This window comes from Glycomyces amatae, from assembly GCF_020991375.1.
Taxonomy (GTDB): domain Bacteria; phylum Actinomycetota; class Actinomycetes; order Mycobacteriales; family Micromonosporaceae; genus Glycomyces; species Glycomyces amatae.
Window position 1 is genome coordinate 19,753 of sequence record NZ_JAJLQZ010000013.1, and the last position, 26,003, is coordinate 45,755.

Below are 26,003 nucleotides of genomic sequence, written 5' to 3' on the forward strand. Positions count from 1 at the left end.
GGGACGCGCGGTCATGCGGTGATCCGCGCGTCCCGATCGCAGCGGCCCGGTAAGTCGCGTTGCGGGTTCGCGATGAGAGCGCGGGTCTGCTTGAGGATCCAGGTGCACCATTCGTCGCCGCGCCAGGCGCCGAACCATTCGGGGACCGGGTCGGGTTCGTCGGTGAAGCGGCAGATCACGCGCGGGCCCGCGCCGTCGTTGCATTCGATGCGGTACTCGGGCGGGACCAGCGGGTGCGCGCCGGCGGTCTCGCGGTGGACGGAGAAGACGGCCGGGCCGCGGCGGAAGTCGCCGAGCCAGTTCTCGTGATCCGGCTCGGGCTCCGCCTTCGCGGAGGGTTCCGGGCCGGATGCCGGTTCTGGTGCCTGGTCGGGGCCGGTGGCGTCTGCGGTGGGTTCATCCATCGCAGTGCCGAACGGAGCCGGAGCCCAGCGGGCCGGGGTTGGAGCGGTTGTCGATGGTGTGGCCGTTGTAGAAGACCTTGAAGGCGGCGTCTTCGATCCAGACTTTCCAGTCGGGTGCGAAGGCGCGCCAGCCGGAGCCCCAGGTGGCGTGCAGGTGGCCGGTGTTGAGGCCGGAGACGATCAGGACGAGGTCGGCCGGGTTGCCGCTCGCGGCGACTTGGAAGGAGTCGGGCGAGGCGGCGCTGGAGGCCCGGACGGTGAAGGAGCTGTGGCCGTCGCTGAAGGTCCCGCGGACGAGCGGGTCGGCGGGACCGCCGCTGCGCGGATCATGGTTGGGATTGTCGGGTGAGTGCGCGACAATGGGTCTGGACACGGAAATCAACCTCCGGTGTCTGAGACCGGGGCGGGCCTGGGTCGCCAAACTTTGGGCCCCGCCCCGGTCGGCTTCTATGGAGGGCGCGAAATGCCCGTTCTCAAGAACTCCGTCACCAGAATCCCGTGATGAGCCTCTCGTGCTTGATTGGTATCATGACACACACCATCGATCGAAGCAATATTGCCTCGCTCGATTCTGGCAAAGTTTTCTGTCGGCTCCCCGACAGAGGTTTGGAGTAGCGATGGCGATCATCACCGGTCCCGGCCCCTCCCTCCGCTCGCAGTGGCTCGGCGAAAAACTCCGGGAGCTGCGCGCAGCGAAGAAGATGTCCCTGCGAGTCGCTGGTGAGTACCTTCAGCGAGACGCCAGCACCATGAGCCGCTACGAGAACGGCGAGTATCCGCTTCGGCGCGCGGATCTGGCCGCGCTGATGACCCTCTACGACGTGTCCGACCCCAAGCAGCGCCGGGACCTGGAACAGATCTGCGAAGACGCTTGGCAACGAGACTGGTGGGACCAGCACAAGGATGACTTCGGCCGCGATTTCCTCAATGTGCCCTGGTTGGAGAGCCGGGCCAACAAGATCTGCACCTATCAGCACTTCCTTGTGTATGGACTCTTCCAGATCCGTCAGTACGCCGAGGCAGTGATCACCCGCTTGGAGGAGGGCAAGGCATCACACGATCAGATCCAGCGATGGGTCGATCTCCGCATGGAACGACAACGGATCCTGGCGGCCGAAAATCCACCGCACATCGATGCGGTATTCGAGGTCTCGGTACTTGAGCGTGCAACAGGCTCGAAGGCAGTCATGCGAGCACAGCTCCAGCGCCTCTTGGAACTGGGCGAACGTGGCGATGTCACGATCCGGTTCATCCCGACCGACACCGGACCGCATACCGGTTTGAGCGGCAGCTTCAACCTCTTCAAGCTGCCTGAACCGTACTCTGCGGTTGCCTATGTCGAAACCACGGCTGGTGCCCTGTATGCCGAAGAACCGAAGGCGAGTAACTTCGAAGTCGTGTGGCAAGATCTTGACAGATCGGCCTTGTCTGCTTCACGGTCGGCTGATCTGATCACCAAGCGCCTGAAGGAGATTGAATGAGCACCGAGCAGCAGCTCTCGGCTAGGGAGTTTGCTGGTGTCCGCTGGCACATCAGTACTCGCAGCGACAGCGGCGGTGGTCAGTGTGTCGAAGCCGGTCCTCTTGCCGATGGTTCGGGGCGGGTTGCGGTTCGGCACTCCCAGCACCCTGAGGGCTCGCTGATCGTCTACACCCGTGCCGAGTGGACCGCGTTCCTCGCCGGGGCCAAAGACGGCGAGTTCGACTTCACCGATTAGGGGCCATGACGGCAACTTGAGGAGCGTTGATGAGTACCGAGCAGCAGCTTTCAGCGATAGAACTAGCTGGCATCCACTGGCAAACCAGCACTCTTAGCACCAACAACGGAGGCAACTGCGTTGAAGCCGGTCCTCTTGCCGATGGTTCGGGGCGGGTTGCGGTTCGGCACTCCCGTCACCCTGAGGGCTCGCTGATCGTCTACACCCGTGCCGAGTGGACCGCCTTCTTCGCGGGGGCCAAAGACGGCGAGTTCGACTTCACCGACTGACCCGCATGGCCTCGATCGGCGATGTGGCCGCTAGGCTCCGCGCCGCACTCACACTGATCGAGGAAGCCGCCGCGCATGCCAAAGCGGCCGATGACCGTCTGGAGGGCGCATCGGCTTCGCTGCAATCCGACCTCGCCGCCTCCTCCAACCCGCTCACCCGCGAGGGCCTGGGCCAGTGGCGCACCGCGCGCGAGCGCCTGGCCGAAGCGCTCGCCCTCATCGCCGCCGGAACCGAGCGGATGGGCGAGTACGTCACCTCCATCGCAGGCGGAGGGAGCGTGGTCCCAAGCCCGGACTCCATCTTTGGCGCAGCCCGGACGCAGCGGTCCGGGACCGGCGGAGACAACCAGGTGTCGACGGCTTCGCACCGCATCTTCGATCCGAAACCGTATCTCGATGAGATGCCGAGAATGCCTCGCCGAGCGGAGGCGCCGCGTGGTTACCGCGGCAAGACGGAAGGGCGATGGGTCGGCGGCGACACCGAGCATCGGGACTGGGCCAGCGGTCAGCGTGACCCAGAGTTCGATGAGGCCGAAGGCTTCTGGAAGTCGATTCGGGCACCGGGCGAGCCCTCCGCGATCAGCGTCACTCAGGATGTCGAGATCAAGTTTGCGATGTTCATGCGCCGTCATGACATGACCGAGGAACGGATCGTGATCAACAATCCGGACGGCCCTTGCGGATACGGCAAACCGAACTACCGCTTCGGATGCGACCGGCTTCTGCCTCGCTTTCTGAAGCCGGGCGCTAAGCTGACCGTCGTTTGGCCGGGCGGCGAGCAGACCTACGAAGGGCGGAGCCGCGATGAATGACATGGAGGCGACCTTCGCCACCTTCGGTGCGGCCTTCGGCGGTCACTATTACGACGACCTCCGTACTCGCGCCGAGGTCGTCAAGTTCCTGGACAGGGCCGCAGCTGTCGCCGGCCCGAGCGGGGAGCGATCCACTGCTGAAATCATCACGCCTGAGGGCGATGTGGCGATCGAATTCGCGTTGTTCGAGGACTGCGCGTACCTCCGCCGCAACGATGAGATCGCCGTGGAACCGGGGTTGCTGAATGAGTCGGGGGCACTCCGGGCCGAGGTTCGATCGCCGAATCCGAGACTCGTCCACAACCTCATGGACGAGGTGGAGACCTTGAGCGGCACGAGCCTGCTCTGCACCCCTTCATGGGTTCAAGACGCGGTTCTCGGCTACGCCTTGACCGGCCGCCTCCCCGAAGACACCGTATGGCGACCCGCCGAAAGCCAATGAGGGCGCGGGGAGAGGTATCGAATGAGCGTGCGCATCTGGTGGGACATCTCGGACGCCGAGCTGTCCTCCGTCGACGAGTCGGACGGGTTCATTCGCGAGCACAACACCATGATCGCGCCCCAAGGGGCGCGCTCGTGACCGCTCCTCGTGGGCCCGTCAGGATCCGCGATCGATGACATGCCGCTGCGCTTCGACCTCGACGCCGATCCCGGAATGCCGCCTGCGGCAACCGAGGAGGAGGCGAGCCTCCGGTTGAAGACCGATCCGGAGGCGACCGGAGCGGCGGCGGCACGATGGCTGCCGTCGAACCACAAGGCGGTCGAAGCCGGGTGTGAACCGACGGCGTTGCGCGTGTGCGAGTCCTCAGACGAGGACCTCGTCGACATACCGGCCGGCCTCGGACGGCTCAGCTTTGCGACAGCGCGTGCGCTCGCCCGCGTCTACGTCGAATCAGGTGAGCGGCCCGAAGCCGAGGGCGTGGCATGGGAACCCGTGTCAGGCTGACGGCCTGGGCAGGGACAGAGGCGGAACCGGGAGCCGCCGGCAAGGAGACCACATGGTCGAAGAGGCAGCCGGTGCCGATCGAAGCGGATGCGGCGACGTCGGCAGAGCTGCGAGGCAAGCCCGATACGTGTAGTAAGGAGCTTCGATGGCCTCGATCGGCGATGTGGCCGCTAGGCTCCGCGCCGTACTCACGCTGATCGAGGAAGTCGCCGCGCGTGCTAAATCGGCCGATGACCGCCTGGAGGGCGCGTCGGGGTCGCTGCAATCCGACCTCTCGGACTCGTCCAGCCCGCTCACCCGCGAGGGCTTGAGCCAGTGGCGCACTGCGCGCGAGCGCCTGGCCGAAGCGCTCGCCCTCATCGCCGCCGGAACCGAGCGGATGGGCGAGTACATCGCCTCCATCGCGGGCGGCAGCGGGCCTTCTGCGTCTCCGAGCCCTTCTTCGGGGCCGTCCGCAACAAGGCCGCCGTCCCCGGGGGATTCGCCGCCGGAACTTGAGAACTTCGATGCCCGACGCCTGGATCCTCGATGCGCGGCGAAGATAGAGAGGCCGGATGGCCCACCAACCGGGAGGGAAACACGGCCGCGCGCGGATACCTCTACACGGCCGACGGGAAGCAGCTCAACTCCAGACCGCTCAAGGCGTATCCGCCCGGCCGAGCCCCCGTCCGCGAGGACTTGAAAGAACCGTGGGCATCGGACACGGCCATGACGACGACATGGCATGTCGAGGGCGACGCGGCGGCCAAGGTGCGCCAAGACGATTTGCACGATGCCGCGCTGTACTTGAACGTGCCGCTCTGCGGCAAACCCGTCGAAGGTTCGGAGCAGCCTGACCCCAAGCGCTGCTACGCCAACTTCGAGCACATCATTCCGGCCGGCAACGTGGTGTACGTTCACGTGGTTCCCCGGCGCGGCTTGCCATACCGCCGAAGGATCACGGGCACTGGAGAGGGAATCAAGGATGACCGGCGAAGCTGAACCGCACCGCCCTGTACAGGCGGCTCCGGAAGTGCTGGCGGACTTGCGTGCAAAGGCCGACGAGCTCGACACGCGTGAGCTCACCCGGCTCGCCCTCGGGCTCGGCCTCGCTCCTCCGCAGGAGCCTGCGGGCTACCAGGGGTGGGAGATCGTCGTGGCCTACCCCGACGAGGACTTCGGAACCGGAGTGCTCTACTGGCTCGGCCCCCAACCGGACCATGGCGGCGAGGACTATCCCGCCGAGGGCGACGAGTCCGGCGATGACGAAGCCGCAGCGAGCGACCCTTGGGGATGACTTACGGGCCCGGCGAGAACGCAGAAGACCGCGATCGCCCCGTCGGGCCCCGGGCGCCGCTCAGGCGGCCTCCTGGCGCCTGACCGTCTCGCCGATCCAGATCGGCGCGAACGGGGACGTGCAGTTCGGCGGCGTCGGGTAGTCCTTCAGGACCTCCAGGCGCTCCCCGATGCCGATCGCGCGGGCGCGTCGGCCCGGGTCGGCGATCCCGATCCTCGCCAGGCACTCGTTCATCGCCCATTGGAGGCGCTCCGGCGCGTCCTTCATCTCCGCCTCGATCCGGTCGAGCAGCCCGTCCAGGTCGAGGCCCTCGGGCCGCTTGACGACCCGCTCCGACGTGAGCGCCCACCCGGCGCTCGCGACCACCGGGTCCGGGTCGTCGAACCAGGCCAGACGCAGCGCCTCGGCGTGCGGGCCCTTCTTCACCGCGTAGTTCACGAGCCAGTCGTGCACCTTCGGCGACCCCGCCTCGCGGAGCATCCGGTCCAGCTCCTCCCGCGAATACAGTCGCGGGCGGCAGACCAGCAGGGCCAGCAGGCGCGCGGCCGTGTCGCCGGTCGCCCACAGCTCGATCGCCAGCTCATGCCTGACCTTGAGCCGCTTGGCGATCGCCCGCAGCTTCGACAGGTTCACCCCGTGGTCGTCGCCGCGGCGCTCGTTGACCGCGCGCAGCTTCGGGTCCTCCAGCGCGGCGAGCTCGGCCCGCAGCCCGGGCACGGTCTCGGCGCTCCGCTCTTCGCTCACGACCCCACCCTACGACCGACCACCGACACGGGCCAGGGCTTCGCCGCCGCGGATCAGACCAGGTCGGCGTCGTGCGCGAGGAGCGCGATCTGCGTCCGGTTGTCGAGCGCGAGCTTGGTGAGGATGCTCGACACGTGCGACTTCACCGTCGTGACGTTCATGCCCAGCGCTGCGGCGATCTCGGCGTTCGTGTCCCCGCCGCCGATCGCCACCGCCACCTCGTGCTCGCGCGGCGTCAGCGCCGCCAGGGCGGCGCGGGCGCGCTCGTAGGCCCCGGCCTGGGCGACGGTCCGCTCCATGAGGCGCCAGGTAACCGCGGGGGAGAGGATCGGGTCCCCGGCGGCGACGCGGGCGATCGCCTCGGCGATCCGCGCGGGCGGGGTGTCCTTGAGGAGGAACCCGGCGGCCCCGGCGCGCAGCGCGTGGAGCACGTTCTCGTCGGTGTCGAAGGTGGTCAGCACGATCACCTCGGGCGGATCGGGCTTGGCGCGCAGCCGCTTCGTGGCGGCGATGCCGTCCACGCGGGGCATCTGGAGGTCCATGAGGACCACGTCGGGGCGGTGCGCGTCGGCGGCGGTGAGGGCCTCGCGCCCGTCCCCGGCCTCGCCGACCACGGCGATGTCGCCGACGCCGTCGAGCATCATGGCGAGGCCGGCGCGGACGAGGGCGTCGTCGTCGACGAGGAGCACGCGGATCACGTCGGCCATGGTAGCCGGGCCCGCAGGCGGAACCGGCCGTCGATGCGCTCGTGGTCGAGGCGTCCGCCCGCGAGCCGCACGCGCTCGGTGAGGCCCACCAGGCCCAGGCCGCCGCCGGGTGCGGCCGGGCCGGTCCCGGGCGCGGCCAGGTCGTTCACGATCGTGATCTCCAGTTCGGCCCCCGGCGCGCCGCTCAGCGACACGGCGACCTCGTTCCCGGTGGCGTGCTTGCGGGCGTTCGTGAGCCCTTCCTGGACGACGCGGAACGCGGTGCGGCCCAGCGAGGGCGGCATCTCCTCCCACGGCAGTCCGCCGTCGACCCCGACCGGCTGGCCGGCCTCGCGGGTCTCCGCGACGAGCGCCTCGAAGTCGGACGCGGTCGGGCCCGGCCCGCCCGATCCGGCCGGCTCGTCCTCGCGCAGCAGCACGATCACCTGCCGCAGCTCCTCGAGGGCCTGGTGCACGCCCGAGCGCACCACGCCCGCGGCGAGCGCGACCTTCTCCGGCGGCGCGTCCGGCCGGAACTCCAGCGCGCCGGCGTGCGTGGCCACCAGCGAGAGCCGGTTGGCGAGCACGTCGTGCATCTCGTGGGCGAGGCCGCGCCGCTCGGCCGCCCGCGCCTCGGCGACCAGGCGGCCCTGCTCGGCCTCGGCGCGGCGGGCCCGCTCGCGCAGGGACATCACGAGGTCGCGGTGCGAGCGGGCGAGCGTGCCCCACCCCAGCAGCGCCCCGTACGCGACCGTCACCAGCAGTGCCCACCAGTCGAACCCGAGCGACGGGTTCGGGTACCGGAGCCACTGGAGCAGGTGCGCCGCGACGCCCGCGAGCGCCACCGCCGCGCCCGTGCGGAACCGCGTGCGCCAGGCGACCTGGAGCGCCCCCGTCGTCGCGGCCGGGGTCGCGACGGGGGAGGCGACCGCGAGGACGGTCGCGACGAGCGCGCCGCCGACCGGCCGCCACAACTGGAGCATCCCCGCGGCCAGGCTCAGAACCGCGACGGCGACGTCGAGCGGGCCGGGGTCGGGTCGCGACCAGAGCGTCAGGGCGGTGAGACCGCCGACGGCGACGGCCATGCCGACGAGCTCGGCGGTGCGGGGAGGACGGCGGTAGATCACGGGGTCATGCTAGTCACGGCCCGGCCTGCGCCGTCACCTCCGAAAGTAGGAGTCGCCCCCTTCCGCGGCCGGAGGCGCCGGATTTTGCGCCGGCCGATGAGATCCGTACGCAAGTCGCCCCCCCGCCGCGGCTGATGCGGCACGGCCCGGGCCCGGATGCTCGGCGTGAGCACGCGAACCCGCCGGCTCCTCGCCGTCAACGGTCCGGCCCGCCGATGAGCCTCCCCTTCGGCCACCCCGCCTTCCTTACGCGAACGCGCCGGCACCGTCCTCTTTCTGCTGCGCATGGTCGCGGGCGAACCGCCGGTGCCCGTGCCGACTGGGCTTTCGCGCAGGCGGCATCACTTCGGTCGCGTCGCGTCCGGCCTCGGCACGAGGGCCGGGTGGGGCGACCGGCGGGTCGGCCGGGCCGCGGCCGCCTCCTGGAGGCCGGGTCCGCGAGCGCGAACTCCGGCCCGGTGGCCGGGGTCCCATACGATGGCGTTCATGCATAGCCGCACGCAAATATCCCAATGGCCGTGACGGCCGCTCGCCGGGACCGCCGTGCTGCGGCACCAGACCTCCCTCGCGAAAGGACGCCGCCGTGAACCGCGCGATGCCGAACGCCGACCGACGAACCGCCCCACACCGCCTCGCGGCCGCGGCGGTCGCCCTCGCCGCCATGACGGCCGTGGCCCTGACCGGCTGCTCAGGGGACCGGCCCGAGTCGCCGAACGACTCCTCCGCATCGGCCTCGGAGAGCCCGTCGGACGCTTCCGGAGCGCTCTTCTTCTACGCCTTGAGTTCGCAGACCCATACGTTCTACCTGCTCGAGCTCCAGGTCGACCCGGCCGGGCAGATCGAAGGCACCGAGACGAGGGTGTTCTTCTCCGACTCCATGGGCATTGAGGACCGGGACGTGCTGAACGAGTTCGGCGGCACGAGATCCGGCGACTCCTTCGAGCTCGAAAGGCTCGAAGACGGTCGTCCCCTCGCCGCCACCCTGGAGGACGGCCTCCTCACCCTCACCGAGGGGACGATCGCGAACCGCGAGGAGTGGATCCAGATCGAGTCCGCGGACCTGTTCGAGGACATGGTCGACGTGTACGAGGCGTCGATCGAAGGATGCGCGGACAACGGCTCCGACGGATGCCAGGTGGACAATCTCGAATGGCCGACGGAGCTGCCCACGGGCGAGTGAGCGGCGCGATCCGTCGCGGGGCTCAGTCGGCCTTGGCGTAGTAGTCGCTATCGCGGGTGTGGGTCTCGAGCGCATAGGGATAGAGCTCGAGGTGCTCGTTCCCGGTGAAGAGCAGGTGGCTCGCGTTCAACGCGCCGGCGTCGCCCAGTGCGATCCACTCGCCTGCTTCGGACTCGACGCACTCGGGACTGCGGATCTCCTCGCCGTCGCCCGTCGTGGTGTAGATGCTCTCGCAGAGGCTCCAGCGTCCGTCGAACTCGCCCGCCGGGACCTCCGTCTCGCCGCTTGCGCCGAAGGTCGAGCCGGTGGCGGTGTAGGTGCCGTCCTCGCGGAACTCGATGGTCCCTCCCTCGCCGTTCTCCCAGAGCCCGACCACCTCGCCGTAGGGGACCGGATCGGCGGGAGGATCCTGGACGGGGGCGGCGAACCCGCAGGCGGCCGCCGTGAGGACGGCTCCGGCGGCGAGCGCGACGCGGGCCCGGCCGGCGGAGCCGGGTGCTCGGCGGGCGCCGTTCGCAGGGCGGTAGGCGGGGGCTTCCATCGCGGCTCCATTCGAGCGGTCTCACCGGGCAAGGTTTTTGAACGTGTTCATTTTCTGTCGGTAGCCTACACCCCGGTTGAACCTGTTCAAAAATGATCCCGCCCACTCTCGGCGTACTGCTCCGGCAGACGGAGGCCGCGGAGCGCCGCCTTCGCAAATCGGTTGTGCACCGCCGCTGCGATGAGGTGTGATCACTCCTATGGCAGTGACGTTGAACCGGCCGGAAGCCGATGAACTGAGCGGCATCGCAGCGGTGCTGCGCGAGTGGCAGTACGACGCGGCGCCGATGCAGCTGCACCCGGGGGACGTGGGCTGGTTCTACCGCTTCGGGGCAGAGGCGGCGGCCGCCGCGGTCCGCACCTGGAGCCGCGACGGCCGCATACTCGCGATCGGGCTGCTCGACGGCCCCGAACTCCTGCGGCTGACGATCGCCCCCGACGCCTACCGGGACGACGAGCTCGCGCGGCGGCTGGTCGCCGACGTGACCGATCCCGGGCGCGGCGTCCTCCCCGCGGGCAAGGCGAACATCGAGGCGCCCAAGGGCGTGCTCCTGCAAGACCTCCTGCCCGAGTCGGGCTGGAGCGTCGACGAGCCGTGGACTCCGCTGCGCCGCGACCTCGCCGAGCCGGTGGAGGACCCCGGCGTGCGGATCGAGGCGGCCGGACCGGAGCAGGTGCGCGAACGGGCCGCCGTGCAGCGGGCCGCGTTCGACGGTTCGACGTTCACCGACGAACGATGGCACGCGATGGCCTCCGGACCGCTGTACGCCGACGCCCGCTGCCTGCTCGCCTACGACGACCAGGGCGAGGCGGTGGCGACGGTGACGGTCTGGTCGGCCGGTCCCGGCCGACCCGGACTGATCGAGCCGATGGGCGTGCACCGCGACCACCGCGGCCGCGGCTACGGCAGGGCGATCACCGTCGCCGCGGCGGCCGCGCTCCGGGAGATGGGCTCCTCGAGCGCGATCGTGTGCACCCCGAGCGACAACGCCGGCGGCGTCGCCACCTACGAGTCGGCCGGCTTCCAGCCGCTCCCCGAAGTTCGCGACCTGCACCGGGACGCCTAACGGCACGCCGTTCCGGCAGGGCGCCCCATTTGCATCCTCAATGTACCTTGAGCATCGTTCCCGCCAATCGATGTGAACGGAGGCCGAATGTTCGGAGAGGAAGTAATCGCCCAGCAGCTCGCCGACGCCCGCGCGGCGCTCAGCAGTGCGGTCAACACCCCTGGCGCCCACCGGATCGACCCGATCACCGTCGACGGAGCCGATGGTCTCCTCCAGCTGATGTTGAGCGCCGAGGGCCGCGTGGAGACCATCGAGTACGACCCCCGTGTCATGAACTTCGGCTCCGAGAACCTCTTCGCCGAGATCAAGCGGATGGTCAACACCGCGCTCGACCAGCGAGCCGAAGCCCTCGGCACCGATGAGCCCACGCCGGACCTGAACGCCATCAACGAATCGGTCGCCGAGATCCAGGACCGCTCCCTGCGACAGTTCCAGGCGATGGGGGCCTCCATCAGCGAGACCATGGCGCGCCTGCAAGGAGGACGCTGACATGGCCGATCTGGACCTCGACCTCGAGTCCTTTCGCCGTGCCGCCGATGAGTTCGACGCCGCCAAGGAAGAGGTGCAGGCGCTCCTCGACCAGTTCACCGGCACTCTGGCGCAGTTCGCCGACGCCTTCGGCGGTGACGAGATCGGCATGCTCGTCGGCATGGCGCACGACGCCTGCACCGAAGTCCTGAACGAGTGCTTCACGACCAACATCGAGGAGATCGCCGACTACGCCGAGGCCATCCGCGACATGGCGGACGGCCACGAAGCCGCCGACAACGAGAACGCGCAGCTCTTCAATCAGCTTCTGACCGAACTCGGCGGTTGACCCGCCGCGCCCCGTCACCAGGAGGTGCGCCCCATGGGGATGCAGATACCCGGCGAACTCGCAGGTCTGCTGAGCATGCTCGGCTACGACTGGCCCGAATCCGACGAGGAGTCGATCTTCAACCTCGCCGGCGAGTGGACCGGGATGGCCTCTCAGATCGGCGACAAGGTCGAACGGCTCAACAGCGCCGCGGCCACGCTGCTGGAGAACAACACCGGCGCCGACATCGAGGCGTTCAGGGAGGAGTACGAGGATGCGGAGTCGGCCGCCCGCAACCTCGCAGGGGCCGCCGACCCGGCGGGCATCATCAACATCGGGTTGACGATCGCCGCGGGGATCGTCCTCGCACTCAAAGTCCAGGTGATCGTCCAGCTCATGATGCTGGCGTTCCAGATCGCCCAGGCGATCGCCACGGCAGCGGTCACCTTCGGAGCGTCCCTCGTCCAAATCCCGATCTTCAAGATGATCACCGGCATGATCATCGATCAGCTGATCGGCATGGCCCTGGACATGGTGCTCAATGGCTAGCAAAAGGCGACGGAACAACCCCGAGCTCCCCGAGGGCGGGGCCGAACTCATCAAGAAGCCCGTCCGCGGCCTGTTCAAGAACGGCAAGGGCGGCCTCAAGAAAGGCGGCGACGGCGCCGACGCAAGTGCTCCGCGCACCGGTGTCAAAGGTCTGCTCAAGGACGCTGGCCTTCCCACCTCCGGTCGGATACGATACGTTCCGCCCAAGGGGGTCACGCCCACCACCGGACTTCCGAAGGGCCCGAACGGCGGGTACTTCGACCGTCATGGGAACGAGTGGGTCAAGGGCCCTTCGCGCACCAAGGGCGAGCCGTACGAATGGGATGTGCAGCTCAGCTCGAAGGGCCGGAACCAGATCGGCTGGACGACCCGGGACGGTTCGCATGCGAACGTGTCTCTGGGCGGCCACATAACCCATAAATGAGGATGCTCAAGGTGGAATTCTACGAAAAGGTCAAGGTCGGGCAGAACGCGTCGTTCGCCGAGTACGCCGGACGAGTCGGCGTCGTCGGCGGCATCAGCGACGGCGCCGACGGAGTGACCTATTACGCGGTCAAGTTCGAGGACGACGACGTGGTGATGTTCCCCGGGGACCAGCTCGAGTCGCTCGGCGACAAGGCGTCCCCCGACGAGATGTTCCCGGGCGGGAGCGTCAAGGTGACCGTGGACGAGAAAGGCCACGCCGAGATCGTCGAGGACAACCCCCCTCAGCGGCCGTAGCGAACGCAACGTGCTCTCCAGAGCCGCCGCTCGGGTCGAAAAGGGCGGGAGCGGCGCGGGTCAGGCGGCCCGCCAGTAGGCGAGGGTGTGCGCGCGCTGCTTGGGGACGCCGAGTTCCTTGCGGGCGAAGGCGGTCAGGGCCCTCGTGGACTTCGCCTCGGCGGCGATCCAGAGGTAGATCCGCTCCGGTTCCTTCGTGAAGTGCGGCAGCTCCTCCCGGACCTGCTCCAGCAGTGCGGCGCCGTCCTCGCCCCTGGCGATCTTGCGCAGGTCGTGGCGGATCGGGTCGACGCGGAACGGGAGCTCGTCGTCGTCCGCGGTCTCGAACCAGATCGTCGCGGGGGTCTCGGGGAACGCGTCGAGCAGGGAGTTGATCGCCGGCAGCGAGGCCGCATCGCCCACGACCAGGAGCCGTTCGGGGCTCGGGTCCGGCTCGGTGAAGCCGGTGCCCTGCACCGACGCCTCGATCACGTCGCCGGGCTTCGCGGTGCGGGACCAGTCGCTGGCGCAGCCGTCGTGCAGGGCGAACTCGATGGCGAAGGCGCCGTTCTCGACGTCCGGGTCGACCAGGGTGTAACCGCGCTGATGGGGCCTGCCGTCGTTGTCGAACCACAGGCGCACCCACATCGTGGGGTGCACGCCGAGTGCCGCGAGCAGGCCGCCGTCGGTGAAGGTGAGGCGCCGGTAGTGCTCGGTGACCTGCTCGGCACCGGTCACGGTGAATTTGAAGTCCTTGGCGCGGAACAGCTTCAGTACCGCGCCTTCCCAGCCGTGTCCCATCCCGGGCCTCCCTGGTCGTCCCCTGTGGAGATGCGAGTCGTCATTATGTCTTAGGTTAGACTAACCTAACTATGAGCTTCATGTGCTACCGGGACGCCTGGGGGATCCCCCACCTGCGGGCGCCCGACGCGAACGCGCTGGCGTTCGCGCAGGGATGGAACGCCGCCGCCGACCGGGCCTGGCAGATCGAGACCGCGCGCCGCCGCGCGACCGGCACCGCCTCGGCCCTCCTCGGCGAGTACTGGATCGGCTGGGACCGCCTGGTCCGGCAGGCCCGCGTGGTCGACACCGCGGTCGCGGCCTTCGACGCGCTGGACTCCGCCACGGCCGACTGGGTCCGCGCCTTCGTCGCGGGAGTCAACGACGGACTGGCGAAAGGGGCCGCCTCCGGCGCCGGAGACGAGGCCCAACGCCTCTGCGAGCCCTGGGAGCCCTGGACGCCGCTCGCCTTCTGGCACGCCGACCACCTGCTCTTCGGGGCCGGGTTCCCCGCGAAGCTGTGGCGCGAGCGGGTCCGGGACGCCCTGGGGGAGGACGCCGTCGACCGGTTCGCCCTGGACGGGCCCGAGCCGGTCGGCTCCAACGGCTGGCTCCTCGACGGGTCCATGACCGCCTCCGGCTCGCCCCTCCTCGCGGGCGACCCGCACCGCTTCATCCAGCTCCCCGGCTCCTACCAGCAGATCCGCCTCGCCTGCGACGAGTTCGACGTCGTCGGCCTGGCCATGCCCGGCATCCCCGGCATCGCCCACTTCGGGCACGCGGGCGGCGTCGCCTGGGGCATCACCAACGCCATGGCCGACACCCAGGACCTCTACCGGGAGCGCCTGCGCCGCAACGCGAACGGCTCCGTCGAGGCGTTCGGCCCCGATGGCTGGGAACCGGTCTTCACGCGGACCGAGCGCTTCCAGGTCGCCGACGGCCCCGATCAGACCGTCGAGGTCGTCGAGACCGCCCGCGGCCCGGTCGTCGCCGGAGGGCCCGAAGAAACCGAGGGGCCGCAAAGTTTCGGGACGGCGCTGAGCCTGCGCGGCCCCGCCCAGGCGCTCCCCGACCTCGGGTTCGCCGCGCTGCCCCGGCTGCTGCACGCCTCCATCGTCACCGATGTCGATGCCGCGCTTCAGGACTGGGTCCTCCCGGTCAACGTGGTCATGGCCGCCGACACCCGGGGCGGGCTCCTCCACCGCACCGCCGGGCGCGTGCCCGAGCGGGACGCGGCGAACCTCCGCAGCCCCGTGCCCGCCTGGGAGCCCCGCCACGCCTGGGACGGCTGGAAGCGCATGCCCCGCAAGCAGGTCGACCGGATCGCCGTCATGGCCAACGACCGCGCCCTCGCCGCGCCCCTCGGCGTCGAGTTCTGCCCGCCGCACCGCGCCGACCGCATCCGCTCGTTGCTGGAGGCCCGGTCGGACTGGACCGCCGCCGACATGGCCGCGATCCACGCCGACACCCGGCTCCCCACGGCCGGCGCCGTGCTCGACCTGCTCCCCGGCCTCGACCTTGACGGCGACGCCGCCTCGCTGCGCAAGACCCTGCTCGCCTGGGACCGCCGGATGGACGCCGACAGCACCGAGGCCGCCGCCTTCGCCGCCGTCCGGGCCGCGTTCGTGCGCCGCCTCGCCGCGCTGCCGCGGTTCCGGGCGCTCGACGGGCCTTCGGGCCTGCCGCCGGTGTTCGCGCCCTGGCTCGCCCTGCGGCCCCGCATCGGGTTCGCCCTGGAGCACGTGCTCGACGCGGCCGCTCCAGGGGAGGCGACCGGCCCGGGCGCCGCGCAGCGCCTCATCGACCCGGCCGACCGCGACGCCGCCCTGCGCGGCGCCCTCGAGGAGGTCGCCGCCGACCCTCCCGCCGCCTGGGGCGAGGTCCACCGGCTCGTGCCCTGGGAGGACCTGCCGCCCGGCGCCGAGGAGTCGGAGCCCCTGACGGGCATGTCGGGCGACGCGGACTGCGTCCTGTCGACCTCCGGCGTCCCCGGCGTCACCGAGGACTTCTCCCGCGGCCCCGCCGCCCGCTGGGTCTGGGACCTCGCCGACCGGCGCCGGAGCCGCTGGATCGTCCCCTTCGGAGCCTCCGGGACCCTCGGGCCCCACCACCGCGACCAGTTCCCGCTGTGGCGGCGCGGCGAACTCGCCCCCGTCGTCACCGACTGGCACCTGCTGCGAGAGGAGCACCGCATGATCGACCGCCCCGCCGTCTTCGAACGGCGCCTGGAGGGCTTCGGCACCGTCGCCGTCGTCCCCGTCCGCCCCGCCGAGGACCTCGACCTCATCTACGGCTGGGTCACCCAGGAGCGGGCCCGGTTCTGGGGCATGACCGGCCACTCCCGCGACCACGTGCTGGAGATCTACGAGTACCTCGACGCGCTGAGCACCCACCACGCGTTCCTGCTGCTGCGCGACAGGGCGCCGATCGCCCTGTTCCAGACCTACGAGCCCGACGCCGACCCGGTGGGGGAGTGCTACGAGGTCGAGCCCGGCGACATCGGCGCCCACCTCCTGGTCGCCGCCCCGCAGGGCCGCGCCCAGGTCGGGTTCACGGGCAGGCTCATGCAGGTTCTCACCGCGTACCTCTTCGACGACCCGAAGCACCGGCGGATCGTCGTCGAGCCCGACGCCCGCAACGACCAGGCCCGGGCCCGCATCCGCCGCCTCGGGTTCACGCTCGGCCCCGAGATCCGGCTGCCGGACAAGACCGCGCAGCTCGCGTTCCTGCGCCGCGAGGACGCCGCCTAGCGTCATCGAGGAGGCGGCCCCCGGTATCCGTGCCGAGGGCCGCCCCCCGAATCCGGCGGGTCCGCGGCGCAGGTCCCAATGCGCGCCGCGGGCCGCCGGATTCGCTCACGAAGGCCGCGCGGGCGCGGCGGGGGCCGCCGCCCGGCCTCGTCATCCTCTTGTCTCCCAAGAGCTCACGCGACGCTCCTCCGGGCGGGGCGGAGGGCGTCACGAGCCAGTCTAAGCAGGTCGATCTATTAGGGTCAATGGCTTGCGGTAACCGCGGACCAATTTATTTCATGACTTGACATAATCAATGCCGCGGTTCTAACCTGACCCCCAGCCATCGAGTCCGATCGATGCTCCCGGATCACCCTTCGAAGGGACCAAGTGTGCAGAACGACCGACCCCCTCACCCCTCCCGCGCCGCGCTCGGACGCCGGAACCTCATGAAGGCCGCCGGCCTCGGCCTCGCCGCCGCGCCCGCCCTCGCCGCGTGCGGCCGCGGCTTCGGCGGCGACGACGACTCCGGCGACGGCGTCACCCTCAACATGGTCTGGTGGGGCGACGCCGCCCGGGCCGAGAAGACCCAGGCCGCGCTCGACCTCTTCATGGAGCGGAACGAGGGCGTCGCCATCGAGGTCGAGTACCAGGACTCGGGCCCCTACCAGGACAAGCTCGCCACCCGCTTCGCCGCGGGCGACGCGCCCGACCTCATGGCCATGCGCATGGACTCCCTGCGCGAGTACGCCGACCGCGGCGCCCTGCTCGACCTGGGCGAGTACGAGGGCGACCTCGACCTCTCGGGGCTCTCCGACAGCGCCGCGACCCTCGCCGCGGTGGGCGACAGCGTCTTCGGCGTCCCCGCCGGACTCAACACCATCGGCTTCGTCGTCCGCAAGGACCTCGCCGAGCAGTACGGCGCCGACATTCCCGACGGCGACACCTGGGGCTGGGACGACCTCGCCGCCTTCGCGCAGACCGTCTCCGACGCCAGCGGCGGCGAGGTCTACGGCACCGGCTTCGACGCCCAGACCCTCGCCAACATCGTCGTCTACTGCCGCCAGCAGGGCGAGGACTTCTTCACTGAGGCAGGTGAGCTCGGCATCTCGGCGGCCACCGTCCAGTCCTGGTTCGAGCTCATCGACGGGATGCGCCGGTCCGGCGCCTACCCGCCCGCCGGGTTCTTCGAGGAGATCGGCGGCGGCCCCGACCAGTCCTACATCGCCCAGGGCAAGCTCGCCTCGCAGATCATCCCCACCAACAACTTCCTCGGCTACAACGCCGCCTGCGGCGGCAGCCTCGCGCTGCTGCGCATCCCCGGCGAGACCCGATCGGTGCGGCGCGGCCAGTCCGTCGACTGCCCGCACTTGTGGTCGGTCGCCTCGGCCTCGAAGCACCCCGAGGAGGCGGTCAAGCTCCTCGAGTTCCTCACCAACGACCCCGAGGCCTCGCTCGCCACGGGCACCACGCGCGGCGTCCCCGCCAACGCCGACGTGGCCGAGGAGATCAAGCCCTCGCTCGAACCGGACGACCAGCTCGCCACCGAGTACCTCATGGCCCTCCAGGAGGAGGAGCTCCCGCGCTCCTACACGTACCCGCCCGGCGGCAGCGCCATCGCCGACGTCCTCGACGTCATCGCCGTCGAGGTCGAGTTCGGACGGACGACCCCCGCCGACGGCGCCGCCCAGTTCATCGCGGAGGCCGAAGGAGCGCTCGCAGGGTGACCGCCTCCGCCGCCGAAGCCGCCGTCATGCCGGAGGCGGTCCGCCCGCCGGCGCCCCTGCGAGGGCGCCGGCGGGCGCGAAGGGACCGCGCCGGCTACCTGTTCCTGCTGCCCTGGTTCATCGGGATGCTCTTCACGATCGTCCCGTTCTTCGCCTCGCTGTACCTGGCGTTCACCGACTACGACCTGCTGACCCCTCCGGAGTGGATCGGCCTGGAGAACTTCACCGCGATGTTCTCCGACCCGGCGCTGCTCCAGTCGCTCAAGGTCACGTTCGTCTACACGTTCGTGTCCGTGCCGCTCTCGCTCGCGGCCGCCCTCGGCGTCGCCATGATGCTCAACCGGGGGATCAGGGGCCTGCCGTGGTACCGGGCCGTGTTCTACCTGCCCTCGCTGCTGGGAGCGAGCGTCGCCGTGGTCCTGCTGTGGCGCTACGTCTTCGGCCTGGACGGAATCGTGAACGCGTTCCTCGGCCGGTTCGGCGTCGAGGCCATAGCCTGGACCTCCGACCCCGACTACGCGCTCACCACCCTCATCATCCTGCACATCTGGACGTTCGGCTCGCCGATGGTGATCTTCCTGGCCGGGCTGCGGCAGATCCCGGTCATGTACTACGAGGCCGCGGCCGTCGACGGCGCCTCCAGGTGGCGGCGCTTCCGCTCGATCACCCTGCCGCTGTTGAGCCCCATCATCTTCTTCAACCTGATCCAGTCGCTCATCGCCTCGTTCCAGACGTTCACGCAGGGCTTCGTCATGAACAACGGCGGCGGCGGACCGGCGAACTCCACATTGTTCTACAACCTGTACCTGTACCAGCAGGGCTTCAACCAGTTCAACATGGGCTACGCCTCCGCGATGGCCTGGACCCTCCTGGTGATCATCGCCGCCTTCACCGCCCTGACCTTCATCTCCGCCAAGTACTGGGTCAACTACGACAACTGAGGTCCCACCCATGTCAACGACCATGCAATCGCCGCGGCAGCAGGCGGGGCGCGAGGACGACGACGCCCTCGTCGAGCGGTTCGGCTCCTCGCGGCGCAGCCGCTTCTCCCGGCACGTGATCCTGTGCGCCATCGGCCTGTTCATGATGTACCCGCTGATGTGGCTCGTCTCCAGCTCCCTCAAGCCGAACGGCCTGATCTTCTCGGACCTGTCGCTGTGGCCCGCCGCGTGGCACCCCGCCAACTACACCGAGGGCTGGACCGCCCTGGAGTACGACTTCGGCGTGTACTTCTCGAACTCGCTGGTCATCGTGGTGCTGAGCATCATCGGGAACCTGTTCTCGTGCTCGCTGGCGGCGTACGGGTTCGCGCGGCTCGACTTCACCGGCCGCAAGCTCTTCTTCGCGCTCATGCTCGGGACGATGATGCTGCCGGGCCACGTGCTGCTCATCCCGCAGTACATCCTGTTCGCGAAACTCGGCTGGCTCAACACCTACTACCCGTTGCTGGTGCCGAACTTCCTGGCCACCAACGCGTTCTACATCTTCCTGATGGTGCAGTTCATGCGCTCGCTCCCGACCGAGCTGGACGACGCGGCCCGCATCGACGGCTGCGGCCCGTTCCGCACCTTCTGGAGCATCATCCTGCCGCTGTGCCGCCCGGCCTTCGCGACCACGGCGATCTTCACGTTCATCTCGGTGTGGAACGAGTTCTTCGGGCCGCTGCTGTACCTCACCGACCCCGAGCTGTACACGGTCCCCTTGGCGCTCAGGCAGTTCGTCGACTCCGAAGGGCAGTCCGCGTGGGGCCCGATGTTCGCCATGTCGGTGCTGTCGCTCGCGCCGATCATCGGGTTCTTCATCGCCGGGCAGAAGTACCTCGTCAAGGGCATCGCCACCACCGGCCTCAAATAGCACCGGACCCGCAAGGGCCGCATCACGAACGGAACGACTTGAAGCAACCGCACCGGTCCGCCGACAACGGCGACGGCACCTACCGCAACCCCGTCCTGCACGCGGACTGGTCCGACCCGGACGCGATCCGGGTGGGCGACGACTTCTACATGACCGCCTCCAGCTTCCACCGCGTGCCGGGCCTGCCGATCCTGCACAGCCGCGACCTGGTGAACTGGACGATCATCGGCCACGCCCTCGCCCGGCTCGAGCCCGAGGCCGAGTTCCAGGCCCCGCAGCGCGGCGGCGGCGTGTGGGCCCCCGCCCTGCGCCACCACGGCGGCCGCTTCCGGATCGTCTACCCCGACCCGGACCGGGGCCTGTTCGTCACCTCGGCCGAGGACCCGGTCGGCCCCTGGACCGTGCCGCACGCCTTGAAGACCGGCAAGGGCCTCATCGACCCCTGCCCCCTGTGGACGGAGGACGGCGGCGCCTACCTCGTGCACGGCTGGGCCAAGAGCCGCGCCGGGATCAACAACCGCCTCACCGTGCACCGCATGAGCCCCGACGCCACCGAGCTCCTGGACGAGGGCGCCGTCGTGATCGACGGCGACGCGCTCCCCGGATACCGGACCCTCGAAGGCCCCAAGTTCTACCGGCGGGGCGAGTGGTACTGGATCTTCGCCCCGGCCGGGGGCGTCACCGAGGGCTGGCAGTCGGCGTTCCGCTCCCGCGACCCCTTCGGGCCCTACGAGGGGCGCATCGTCCTCGCGCAGGGCGGCACCGACGTCAACGGTCCCCACCAGGGCGCGTGGGTCGACACCGCGGACGGATCGGACTGGTTCCTGCACTTCCAGGACAAGGGCCCCTACGGCAGGGTCGTGCACCTCCAGCCGATGCGCTGGGGCGAGGACGGCTGGCCCGTGATCGGCGACGGGGGCGAACCGGTCGCCTCGCACGCCAAGCCGTGCGAGGGCGGGCCCGTCGCCGCCCCGGACGCCGCCGACGACTTCGCCACCGGCATCGGTCCGCAGTGGTCCTGGCAGGCCAACCCCGAACCCCACTGGGGCAACGCCGATTCCGGCCTGCGCCTCGCCTGCCTCCCCTCGGACGGCGACCTGCGGCTCCTGCCGAACCTCCTGGGGCAGCGCCTGCCCGCCGAGCGGTTCCAGGCCCGGACCCTGCTGCGCCTCGACGCGGGCCCCGGCGCCCGGGCGGGCCTCGCCGTCGTGGGCGACACCTACGCGTGGATCGGCCTGGAGCGCACCGAGAACGGCGTCGACCTGGTCTACCGGGTCCGCGAGGGCGGCGCGGAGGAGGACGCGGCGCGCGAACCGGCCGACGACGTCGCGGCCATCGGCGTGGACGTCGACGCCGGCGGCCGCTGCCGGTTCCTCACCGGCGCCGTCCCCCGCCAGGTCGGGCCGGTCTTCCAGGCCACCGAGGGCCGCTGGGTCGGCGCCGCGCTCGGCCTGTTCGCGACCACCGCGGACCTGCTGGTGTCCGGGACCGCGGAGTTCGGCCCGCTGCGCGTCACCGAGGGCCGCGCGGGCGACTATGAAGGCTAGGCCCGACGACGCGGCCTCCCTCGTGCGGACCCATGAGCTGCGGCTCGGCGGCAGGGCGGTCGCCGAGTACGTCTGGCGCCCCCATGCGCCGAACCTCTTGTCGCCCAGGCCCTTCCTGCACCCTGTGCGGACCCTCGCCGGGACGGAGGTGACCGAGGCGATGCCGCCCGACCACCTCCACCACCTCGGCGCGAGCCTCGCGGTGCCGGACGTGGGCGGCGCGAACTTCTGGGGCGGGCGCACCTACGTGCGGGGCAAGGGGTCGGTGCCGCTGCCCAACCACGGCGTGCAGCGGCACCACCGCTGGGAGGCCCGTACCGACGCCGTGCTCGCGCACGAGCTGCGCTGGACCCGCATCGACGGCACCGCGATCCTGCGCGAGCGCCGCCGCATCGCCGCCCGCCCGGTCGACGGCCGCGCCTGGGCCCTCGACTTCCGGTACTCGCTGCGGAACCTGACCGACGAGCCGCTGCTCATCTCGAGCCCGGGCGCCAAGGGCCGCACCGGGGCCGGGTACGGCGGGTTCTTCTGGCGGGCCCGGCGGGGCCTGCGCAGCGTCCGCGTCCTCGGCCCCGGCGCCGCGGGGGAGGAGCGCCTCCACGGCGCCCGCGCCGCCTGGCTCGCCCTCAGCGCCCGCGGCCCCGACCCGTGGACGCTCGTGTTCGTCCCCGAGCCCGGACCGGACGAGCCGTGGTTCGTGCGCGGCGGCGACTACGTGGGCGTCGGCCCCTCGCTCGCCTGGTCCCAGCCCTTGAAAGCCCTCCCCGGCGAAGGCCCCCGGCGCCGTATCATCACGGTGGTCGCGGACGGCGCGCTCGACTCCCGGGCGGTCGAGAAGCTGGTCGAGACCGCGACCGCCGATTTCACGCTTCGAGAAGCGTGAATATGAACGTTAAATCCTATAGGATGTATCCGATGCGGTCGACGGGCCGGACCCTTCGGCCGACGGCGACGCCCGCCGCCGGCCCCGCGCCTCGCGGGGCCCGGACACGGACCGCGGACCCTATGGGACGCCGCCCGCGCGGCCGGACGCCGCACCGGCGGCGCCCGTGAGACTTGGAGGCGCGATGGAGCACTCCGGCACGACCCGGTCGATGGTCGCGGACCGGCCGCCCGACACCGTCCGCATGCAGGTCGACGGCCGCGACGTCGCCAGCTACGTGTGGCGCTCGCAGCTGCCCGCCTCGACCGCGCCCCGGCCCTTCCTCCACCCCGTGCGCACCCTCGCCGGGTGCCTCGTCACCGACGCGAGGCCGCACTCGCACACCCACCAGCTCGGCATCTCGATCGCCGCGCCCGACATCGGCGGGCGGAACTTCTGGGGCGGGCGCACCTTCGTCGCCGGGCACGGCCCCGCCTGGCTCGACGACCACGGCGCCCAGCGGCACCGGCGGTGGCTGCGCCACACCGACTCCGAGCTGGCGCACACGCTCCAGTGGGTCGACGCGGACGGGGCCGCGCTGCTGCGCGAGCGCCGCTCGATCGACTGCGCCCCTTTGAACGACGAGGCCTGGACCCTCGGCTTCCGGACCAGGCTGACGAACGCGACGGACCGGCCGCTGCCGATCCGCAGCCCGGCCGCGCTCGGCCGCGTCGGCGCCGGGTACGGGGGCTTCTTCTGGCGCGGACCGGCCGCCACCGGGGACGTGCGCGTGCTCAGCCCGGCCGGGACGGGCGTGCGCGCCGTCCACGGCACCACCGCCCCGTGGGTGGCCGTCTCCGGCGCCGACGCGGCCGAACGCGAGTGGACCGTGCTGTTCCTGGCCGCCGACGCGACGACCGCCGGGGACCGGTGGTTCGTGCGCGCCCGCGACTACCTCGGGGTCGGCTCCTCGCTCACCTGGGACCGCCCCCTGGTGCTGGAGCCGGGCGCCCAGATCACTCGGCATATCCTCGCTGTCGTGGCAGACGGAACCCTCAGCGCGGACGCGGCCGCCGCGCTCGCCGACGCGACGCGGCCCGCATGAGGGCCGACGACCCCGCCAGGCAGGAGCGCCTGCGCGCCATCAACCTCGAACTCGTGCTCCGGCGCCTGCTCGCCGCCGAGGCCCCGGTCTCGCGCACCGAACTGGCCGCCGCGACCGGGCTCACCCGCCCCACGATCACGCGGATCGTGGAGGAGCTCATCGCCGGGCGCCTCGTCACCGAGACCGGCGCGACCTCCGACGGCCGCGCCGGCCGCCCCCGCATGGGGCTCCGGCTCTCCCGCTCCGGCCCGGCCGGGCTCGGGCTCGACATCCGCACCGACGGCCTCGCCGCGTGCGTCGTCGACCTCACCGGCTCGGTGCGCCACCTCGCGTTCGCGCCGTTCACCGACACCGAGGCCCCGGCCGTGCTCGACCGCTTGGGGCGCATGGCGACCGAAGCGGTGGACGCCGCCTCGCGCGAAGGCCTCACCGTCGTCACCGCGACCCTCGCCGTGCCGGGCCCCACGGACGGCGGGATCGTGCGGACCGCGCCCGCCCTCGGCTGGCGGTCGGTGGACGCGGGGGCGCTCCTCACCGAGCGGATCGGGCACCTCGGGCTCGTGTGCGCGGTCGACAACGAGGCGAACCTCGCCGCGCAGGGCGAGCTGCGCGCGGCGAGGTCGCACACCGACGGCGTGCCCGACCACTTCGTGTACGTCTCGGGCAGCCTCGACATCGGGGCGGGGATCATCCTCGACGGCCGCCCGCTGCGCGGGTCGCACGGCTGGGGCGGAGAGCTCGGGCACCTCACCGTCGACCCGGACGGGAAGCCGTGCCGCTGCGGCGCGAGGGGATGCCTCCAGACCTATGCGAGCCTCGCGGCGATCCTCGGCGGCGAGGCCCCGCCCCCCGGGGTCACGGCGGACGCGGCGGTCCTCGCGCGGGCCGACGCGGGACGGCCCGAGACCCTCGCGGCCCTGGAGGCCGCGGCGCACGCGCTCGGGGTCGCGCTCGCCAACGTGCTCAACCTCCTCGACATCGACACCATCCTGTTGGGAGGGACGTACGCGCTGCTCTCGTCGTGGCTCGTCGCCGGAGTGGAGGCCGAGGTGAACCAGCGGGTGCTCTCGGCGGGGTGGGCGCCGATCACCGTGCGGCCCGCGACGCTGGGACCGGACGCGGCGGCGATCGGCGCCGCGGCGACGGTCATCGACCACATCGGAGCCGACCCGGCCGCCTGGCTGGCCGCCAGGGAGCGGTAGCGGGTCCTGCCCGCCCGGCTCCGGGCGCCGCTATCCGGCCGCTGCGCCGAGTTCCCTCTCCATGAGTCGTTCCCGGCCCGCCCCGTCGGGCATCGGGTCCCCGAGGCCGCCGGTGTCGCGGAAGCCGTTCCGCCGGTAGAGCGCTTCGGCGGCCCGGTTGCCGTCCGCGACGGCCAGCCGGAGCACCGACGCGCCCGCCTCCTCGGCCCATCGGATCACCTCGCCGACCAGCAGGTCGCCGACGCCGCGCGGGCGGCGATCACATGCTCAGTTCGTCAGGGGCGGTCGGCAGGTCGCCGCGGCGCGGGCGCCGATCACCGTGCGGCCCGCGACGCGCGGTTGAACGGTGCAGTTGAACGGTGCGGTCGAGCGGTGCGGTCGAGCGGCACGGCGCCAGCGGTCTCGCGCCGCTCAGGCCGGGTTGGTCGCGGTGACGAGCCAGAGCGCGACCGGGAACCTGACGGCGCCGTCCACGAGGCGGCGGATCAGCTCGGCGCGCACCTCGTCCACAGCGGACTCCCAGCCCTCCGGGCCGAGGCGCTGCACCAGCTGCTCCCGGGCGAGGCGGCCCGTGCGGCCGTCGAGGATCATGGTGAGCCGCTCCTCGACGCCGTCGCTGCCGCCGATCCCGTAGTCGCACATGAAGTCGAAGGCGTCCACGGACACCGCGCCCCACCCGGCGGCCGCCAGCACCGAGGCGGGCCGCTCGGGATCGGCGAACGCGGTCGGCCCGGGCGCGTCGGGATCGGCGGGTTCGGGCTTCGGGTCGAGCCGGTCCGCGAGGACGCTCGTGCCGTGGCTGAACACCGGGTTCTCCGCTTCGCTCCGCCAGCAGGCGAACACGAGCCGCGCGCCGGGCGCGGCCGCCCGGCGGAGGTTCGCGAACGCGGCCGCCGGGTCCTCGAAGAACATGACGCCGAAGCGCGAGACGACCCGGTCGAACGGCGCGCCGGGGGCCTCGGCGAGGAGGTCGGCGGTCTGCGCGTCGGCCACGAGCACCGTCGCCTCGGGGGCGCGGCGGCGCGCGGCCGCGGCCATCTCCTCGGCGATGTCCACGCCGACGACCTCGGCGCCCGCGGCGGCGCTCTGCTCCAGCAGCGTCCCCGTCCCGCAGCCGACGTCGAGCACGCGCTGCCCGGCCGCCGGAGCGGCCTCCGCGAGGATCGCCGCCGTCACCGGCGCGTACACGGCGTCGAAGAGCGCCTGGTTCGCGACCCATCCGGCGGCGCCGGTCGCCCAGTTCTCCCGCATCGATTCATTCGCCATGCCGACACCCTAGCCAAAGGGGAGCGCTTCGGAGCGGTGTGCGGGGCCGGCCGTCGTTCGGAGGGTCGGCGACGGAGAGGCGAGCAGCGGGACGGGACGGGCCGTGTGGGGCCGGGGTC

At 71.2% G+C, this 26,003-nt stretch carries 31 protein-coding genes and 1 pseudogene; 23 read left to right on the forward strand and 9 right to left on the reverse strand.

Going from position 1 to position 26,003, the window contains the following annotated elements:
• Positions 1 to 11 precede the first annotated feature (11 nt).
• Entirely contained in the window at positions 12 to 404 is a 393-nt protein-coding gene (locus LO763_RS18750) for a hypothetical protein (protein WP_230787179.1), read from the reverse strand.
• Complete coding sequence (locus LO763_RS18755) at positions 397 to 777, reverse strand: hypothetical protein (protein ID WP_230787181.1); 381 nt, start codon at positions 775 to 777, stop codon at positions 397 to 399. Before LO763_RS18755 ends, LO763_RS18750 begins: the two co-directional genes overlap by 8 nt.
• A 244-nt stretch (positions 778 to 1,021) precedes the next feature.
• Between LO763_RS18755 and LO763_RS18760 the strand changes: the two genes are divergently transcribed.
• The 8 genes from LO763_RS18760 (at position 1,022) to LO763_RS18795 (ending at position 5,424) form a co-directional block, all read left to right on the forward strand.
• Entirely contained in the window at positions 1,022 to 1,885 is an 864-nt protein-coding gene (locus LO763_RS18760; protein ID WP_230787182.1) for a helix-turn-helix domain-containing protein, read from the forward strand.
• Positions 1,882 to 2,121, forward strand: a complete 240-nt coding sequence (locus LO763_RS18765; protein WP_230787184.1) for a DUF397 domain-containing protein — start codon at positions 1,882 to 1,884, stop codon at positions 2,119 to 2,121. The genes LO763_RS18760 and LO763_RS18765 overlap by 4 nt, the downstream gene beginning before the upstream one ends.
• Before the next feature lie 29 nt (positions 2,122 to 2,150).
• The gene (locus tag LO763_RS18770; protein WP_230787185.1) at positions 2,151 to 2,390 is read left to right on the forward strand and encodes a DUF397 domain-containing protein; all 240 of its coding nucleotides are present in this window, start codon (positions 2,151 to 2,153) and stop codon (positions 2,388 to 2,390) included.
• Positions 2,391 to 2,395: 5 nt separating this feature from the next.
• The gene (locus LO763_RS18775) at positions 2,396 to 3,202 is read left to right on the forward strand and encodes a DddA-like double-stranded DNA deaminase toxin (RefSeq protein ID WP_230787187.1); all 807 of its coding nucleotides are present in this window, start codon (positions 2,396 to 2,398) and stop codon (positions 3,200 to 3,202) included.
• Positions 3,195 to 3,644: a hypothetical protein gene (locus tag LO763_RS18780; protein ID WP_230787189.1), complete on the forward strand. Its 450-nt coding sequence runs from the start codon at positions 3,195 to 3,197 to the stop codon at positions 3,642 to 3,644. Before LO763_RS18775 ends, LO763_RS18780 begins: the two co-directional genes overlap by 8 nt.
• Before the next feature lie 177 nt (positions 3,645 to 3,821).
• Positions 3,822 to 4,148 (forward strand): hypothetical protein, encoded by a 327-nt coding sequence (locus LO763_RS18785; protein WP_230787192.1) that lies wholly within the window; start codon positions 3,822 to 3,824, stop codon positions 4,146 to 4,148.
• Between the two features lie 528 nt (positions 4,149 to 4,676).
• On the forward strand, positions 4,677 to 5,129 hold the full coding sequence (locus LO763_RS18790; RefSeq protein ID WP_230787195.1) for a DddA-like double-stranded DNA deaminase toxin: 453 nt from the start codon (positions 4,677 to 4,679) through the stop codon (positions 5,127 to 5,129).
• Complete coding sequence (locus LO763_RS18795) at positions 5,113 to 5,424, forward strand: hypothetical protein (protein WP_230787198.1); 312 nt, start codon at positions 5,113 to 5,115, stop codon at positions 5,422 to 5,424. The genes LO763_RS18790 and LO763_RS18795 overlap by 17 nt, the downstream gene beginning before the upstream one ends.
• 60 nt (positions 5,425 to 5,484) lie before the next feature.
• Here LO763_RS18795 and LO763_RS18800 read toward each other — a convergent pair whose 3' ends face one another.
• Genes LO763_RS18800 through LO763_RS30000 form a run of 3 tightly spaced genes read right to left on the reverse strand, consistent with a single transcriptional unit; the run spans position 5,485 to position 7,981 of the window.
• Positions 5,485 to 6,168 (reverse strand): DNA alkylation repair protein, encoded by a 684-nt coding sequence (locus LO763_RS18800; protein ID WP_230787207.1) that lies wholly within the window; start codon positions 6,166 to 6,168, stop codon positions 5,485 to 5,487.
• Between the two features lie 53 nt (positions 6,169 to 6,221).
• A complete protein-coding gene (locus LO763_RS18805; protein ID WP_255672776.1) occupies positions 6,222 to 6,875 on the reverse strand; it encodes a response regulator transcription factor in 654 nt (217 codons plus the stop codon).
• Positions 6,863 to 7,981 carry a histidine kinase gene (locus LO763_RS30000; RefSeq protein ID WP_230787217.1) on the reverse strand — a complete coding sequence of 373 codons (1,119 nt, stop codon included), beginning with the start codon at positions 7,979 to 7,981 and terminating at the stop codon, positions 6,863 to 6,865. The genes LO763_RS18805 and LO763_RS30000 overlap by 13 nt, the downstream gene beginning before the upstream one ends.
• A 583-nt stretch (positions 7,982 to 8,564) precedes the next feature.
• On the opposite strand from LO763_RS30000, the gene LO763_RS18815 reads away from it, so the two are divergent.
• On the forward strand, positions 8,565 to 9,161 hold the full coding sequence (locus tag LO763_RS18815) for a hypothetical protein (protein WP_230787222.1): 597 nt from the start codon (positions 8,565 to 8,567) through the stop codon (positions 9,159 to 9,161).
• Positions 9,162 to 9,183: 22 nt separating this feature from the next.
• Here the strand turns inward: LO763_RS18815 and LO763_RS18820 are convergent, their stop codons facing one another.
• Entirely contained in the window at positions 9,184 to 9,702 is a 519-nt protein-coding gene (locus LO763_RS18820; protein ID WP_230787224.1) for a hypothetical protein, read from the reverse strand.
• 199 nt (positions 9,703 to 9,901) lie between these two features.
• Between LO763_RS18820 and LO763_RS18825 the strand changes: the two genes are divergently transcribed.
• The 6 genes from LO763_RS18825 to LO763_RS18850 all read left to right on the forward strand — a co-directional run bounded on the left by LO763_RS18825 (position 9,902) and on the right by LO763_RS18850 (position 12,833).
• Positions 9,902 to 10,768 carry a GNAT family N-acetyltransferase gene (locus LO763_RS18825; protein WP_230787229.1) on the forward strand — a complete coding sequence of 289 codons (867 nt, stop codon included), beginning with the start codon at positions 9,902 to 9,904 and terminating at the stop codon, positions 10,766 to 10,768.
• 87 nt (positions 10,769 to 10,855) lie between these two features.
• Positions 10,856 to 11,257: a hypothetical protein gene (locus LO763_RS18830; RefSeq protein WP_230787232.1), complete on the forward strand. Its 402-nt coding sequence runs from the start codon at positions 10,856 to 10,858 to the stop codon at positions 11,255 to 11,257.
• 1 nt (position 11,258) lies between these two features.
• The gene (locus LO763_RS18835) at positions 11,259 to 11,585 is read left to right on the forward strand and encodes a WXG100 family type VII secretion target (RefSeq protein ID WP_230787235.1); all 327 of its coding nucleotides are present in this window, start codon (positions 11,259 to 11,261) and stop codon (positions 11,583 to 11,585) included.
• A gap of 33 nt (positions 11,586 to 11,618) precedes the next feature.
• On the forward strand, positions 11,619 to 12,113 hold the full coding sequence (locus LO763_RS18840; RefSeq protein ID WP_230787238.1) for a WXG100 family type VII secretion target: 495 nt from the start codon (positions 11,619 to 11,621) through the stop codon (positions 12,111 to 12,113).
• Positions 12,106 to 12,537, forward strand: coding sequence for a polymorphic toxin type 17 domain-containing protein (locus LO763_RS18845; protein ID WP_230787241.1), 432 nt, complete (start codon positions 12,106 to 12,108; stop codon positions 12,535 to 12,537). Before LO763_RS18840 ends, LO763_RS18845 begins: the two co-directional genes overlap by 8 nt.
• Positions 12,538 to 12,548: 11 nt before the next feature.
• Complete coding sequence (locus LO763_RS18850; protein WP_230787243.1) at positions 12,549 to 12,833, forward strand: hypothetical protein; 285 nt, start codon at positions 12,549 to 12,551, stop codon at positions 12,831 to 12,833.
• A 60-nt stretch (positions 12,834 to 12,893) separates the two neighbouring features.
• Here LO763_RS18850 and LO763_RS18855 read toward each other — a convergent pair whose 3' ends face one another.
• Entirely contained in the window at positions 12,894 to 13,613 is a 720-nt protein-coding gene (locus LO763_RS18855; RefSeq protein WP_230787248.1) for a siderophore-interacting protein, read from the reverse strand.
• A 71-nt stretch (positions 13,614 to 13,684) separates the two neighbouring features.
• Here LO763_RS18855 and LO763_RS18860 point away from each other — a divergent pair, with 71 nt between their 5' ends.
• The 8 genes from LO763_RS18860 to LO763_RS18895 all read left to right on the forward strand — a co-directional run bounded on the left by LO763_RS18860 (position 13,685) and on the right by LO763_RS18895 (position 24,618).
• On the forward strand, positions 13,685 to 16,342 hold the full coding sequence (locus tag LO763_RS18860) for a GNAT family N-acetyltransferase (RefSeq protein WP_230787250.1): 2,658 nt from the start codon (positions 13,685 to 13,687) through the stop codon (positions 16,340 to 16,342).
• A 371-nt stretch (positions 16,343 to 16,713) separates the two neighbouring features.
• A complete protein-coding gene (locus LO763_RS18865) occupies positions 16,714 to 18,048 on the forward strand; it encodes an ABC transporter substrate-binding protein (RefSeq protein WP_230787252.1) in 1,335 nt (444 codons plus the stop codon).
• A 26-nt stretch (positions 18,049 to 18,074) separates the two neighbouring features.
• Positions 18,075 to 18,989 (forward strand): carbohydrate ABC transporter permease, encoded by a 915-nt coding sequence (locus LO763_RS29135; RefSeq protein ID WP_369432031.1) that lies wholly within the window; start codon positions 18,075 to 18,077, stop codon positions 18,987 to 18,989.
• A gap of 10 nt (positions 18,990 to 18,999) precedes the next feature.
• Positions 19,000 to 19,902 carry a carbohydrate ABC transporter permease gene (locus LO763_RS18875; RefSeq protein WP_230787256.1) on the forward strand — a complete coding sequence of 301 codons (903 nt, stop codon included), beginning with the start codon at positions 19,000 to 19,002 and terminating at the stop codon, positions 19,900 to 19,902.
• Positions 19,903 to 19,940: 38 nt separating this feature from the next.
• Complete coding sequence (locus tag LO763_RS18880) at positions 19,941 to 21,449, forward strand: glycoside hydrolase family 43 protein (protein ID WP_230787258.1); 1,509 nt, start codon at positions 19,941 to 19,943, stop codon at positions 21,447 to 21,449.
• Positions 21,439 to 22,332: a DUF6807 domain-containing protein gene (locus tag LO763_RS18885; protein ID WP_230787261.1), complete on the forward strand. Its 894-nt coding sequence runs from the start codon at positions 21,439 to 21,441 to the stop codon at positions 22,330 to 22,332. The genes LO763_RS18880 and LO763_RS18885 overlap by 11 nt, the downstream gene beginning before the upstream one ends.
• Positions 22,333 to 22,516: 184 nt before the next feature.
• On the forward strand, positions 22,517 to 23,416 hold the full coding sequence (locus LO763_RS18890) for a DUF6807 domain-containing protein (RefSeq protein ID WP_230787264.1): 900 nt from the start codon (positions 22,517 to 22,519) through the stop codon (positions 23,414 to 23,416).
• Positions 23,413 to 24,618 carry an ROK family transcriptional regulator gene (locus LO763_RS18895; RefSeq protein WP_230787267.1) on the forward strand — a complete coding sequence of 402 codons (1,206 nt, stop codon included), beginning with the start codon at positions 23,413 to 23,415 and terminating at the stop codon, positions 24,616 to 24,618. The genes LO763_RS18890 and LO763_RS18895 overlap by 4 nt, the downstream gene beginning before the upstream one ends.
• A gap of 30 nt (positions 24,619 to 24,648) precedes the next feature.
• Here LO763_RS18895 and LO763_RS18900 read toward each other — a convergent pair.
• Positions 24,649 to 24,861 (reverse strand): annotated as a pseudogene (locus tag LO763_RS18900) (GNAT family N-acetyltransferase); the annotation flags it as partial.
• Between the two features lie 168 nt (positions 24,862 to 25,029).
• The gene (locus tag LO763_RS18905) at positions 25,030 to 25,884 is read right to left on the reverse strand and encodes a class I SAM-dependent methyltransferase (RefSeq protein WP_230787272.1); all 855 of its coding nucleotides are present in this window, start codon (positions 25,882 to 25,884) and stop codon (positions 25,030 to 25,032) included.
• Between the last annotated feature and the right edge of the window lie 119 nt (positions 25,885 to 26,003).